Source organism: Streptomyces sp. NPDC007164 (assembly GCF_040634135.1).
Lineage (GTDB): Bacteria > Actinomycetota > Actinomycetes > Streptomycetales > Streptomycetaceae > Streptomyces > Streptomyces sanglieri.
The window spans coordinates 1-1,760 of the sequence record NZ_JBEYFB010000138.1 but is presented as its reverse complement, the minus strand read 5'-3'; the positions used below and the strand labels follow the sequence as shown (position 1 = coordinate 1,760).

The 1,760-nt window shown below is 66.8% G+C and carries 2 protein-coding genes; one reads left to right on the top strand and one right to left on the bottom strand.

From position 1 onward, the window contains the following. Positions 1 to 666 precede the first annotated feature (666 nt). On the top strand, positions 667 to 1,197 hold the full coding sequence (locus ABZ622_RS42000) for a hypothetical protein (protein ID WP_360552604.1): 531 nt from the start codon (positions 667 to 669) through the stop codon (positions 1,195 to 1,197). A gap of 62 nt (positions 1,198 to 1,259) precedes the next feature. Here the strand turns inward: ABZ622_RS42000 and ABZ622_RS41995 are convergent, their stop codons facing one another. After that, a complete protein-coding gene (locus tag ABZ622_RS41995; protein WP_360552602.1) occupies positions 1,260 to 1,706 on the bottom strand; it encodes a hypothetical protein in 447 nt (148 codons plus the stop codon). Between the last annotated feature and the right edge of the window lie 54 nt (positions 1,707 to 1,760).

Genomic DNA, 1,760 nt, shown 5'->3' with positions numbered 1-1,760 from the left:
GCTACGAACGCAAAGCCGAACACTTCCTCGCCTTCACCAGCATCGCCTGCACCCTCATCTGCTACCGCCGACTGGCCAATTGAGATGACTTCTTAGAGCACAAGCTCAGCGATGGTGCGGCACCGCTCGGGTGCTGTACCCGTGAATCGCCCGGTGGGCGGCACCCCATGCGGGATGCTGTTGGTAAATCCGTTCGCGGGTTGTGACGTCGGTCTGTTCCGCCTCGTTGAGGTGGAATAGACCGACGTTGTGTTTGGGGTGGGATGCGGTGTCGTTGCGTGGGGTGTCCTTGGGAGAAGTTCCGGCGGGGACCGAGCGGCTGGGGCGGGCGGTGTTCCCCAAGGGATGTCCGGCAATGCGGATGCGGGATGTGCTGGGGCCGGTGTTCGCGGACACTGACAACGCCGGTCTGCGGGGTCGAGGAGCTGACTCTGAGACTCACCACCGTGCTCCTGGGCCTTTGGCACCCCCGGGTCTGAAACCGGGGCAGTTCATGAGCGGAAGCGTTCGGGCACCTGGGGTCAGGCATGCTGCTGTCCAGCAGGTGGGTGGGGCTGAGAGACCGCCCATCTGGGAGTGCCGTCGTGGCGGTCCGGGCTCACCCTTTTCGGTGATCACCAACCGAAAGACCCCGCCCCTCGCGGCAGGTGCGCCGATGATCGGCGGGTGATCACCCAGTCCCCTTCTCGTTCCCGCAGCCGCGGCCGTCGCGCAGTCCGAACGGCGCTTGCCATCGCTTCCCTCCTCGCCCTGGCGACCGGCTGCGCGGACGATCCGCCGGCCGGTCACGAGGAGCGTCTCCACAAGGCCGCCGGCGTCGCCGCGTTCAAGATCACCTGCACGAAGGACATGTGGGAACGCACCACCGCCGTTCCAGACAAGTCGATCGACTCGTTCCAAGATGCCAAGCCCCGGAAGACCGGCGGCACGGCCGGGTACCGGGGGCTGGTGGAGGTCACGCTCACCGGCTCGCAGCTCGTGGACTACCTCAAGCAGCTGAACGTTGACATGAGCGGCGGACTGCTCGGCAGAGACAGCGTCGAGCCGATGTCGCGGCGGATGTACGAGGCCATCGCGCCCGTGGTCGACCGGATCCAGAAGAACGTCCCGCCCGCTGAGGTCCCCGCGGCCACCTTGAACGACGCGGTCGCTCCCGCAGGACCCGAAACATCCCCGACCGCCAGCGCCAGTGCCTGACGGACGCCTGATGGGGTGCACCGGTGGCCGAGGCTCGCGGGCGACGCAAGACCGGCGAAGCGTCAGGCGCTGGGCTCCGCCTTCGTGGTGTCCTCGCCGACCGGCGGCACGGCCTGGTCGTCGTCGGCGCCCAGAGTGCGCGGGCGAGAAAGTACAGGGCGACCATCCCGGCGTAGATGAACGCGCCCCAGGCCCTGGCCCTTGAGGGCCTCAATGGCGCGGCGGGTCGCGCCGCTGAGAACGACGAACCTCTGTGTCACCTCAAGCGCGGCATCGGCCACCGGGCGGGTGGCGTCCAGAGACAAGACGACACCAATCGTCTTGACGTCGTTCTGCCGGTACTTCAGTGCCTGGTCCCAGCGCTTGTGTGCCTTCTCAATCCACTCTTCACGCCGGTCCGGGAAACGCTCGACGCGGCCGAGGGGGATCAGCGTGGTGGAAAGCAGGTCCAGGTAGCGCTCGTGTGGGCCTTGACCCAAGGCCGGGTAGTTAGCGTTTTTGCTGGTCACGCAAGGGGCGTTGACGGGGTCTCGACGTGAAGCAATGGAGCTCGTTGGTACAGG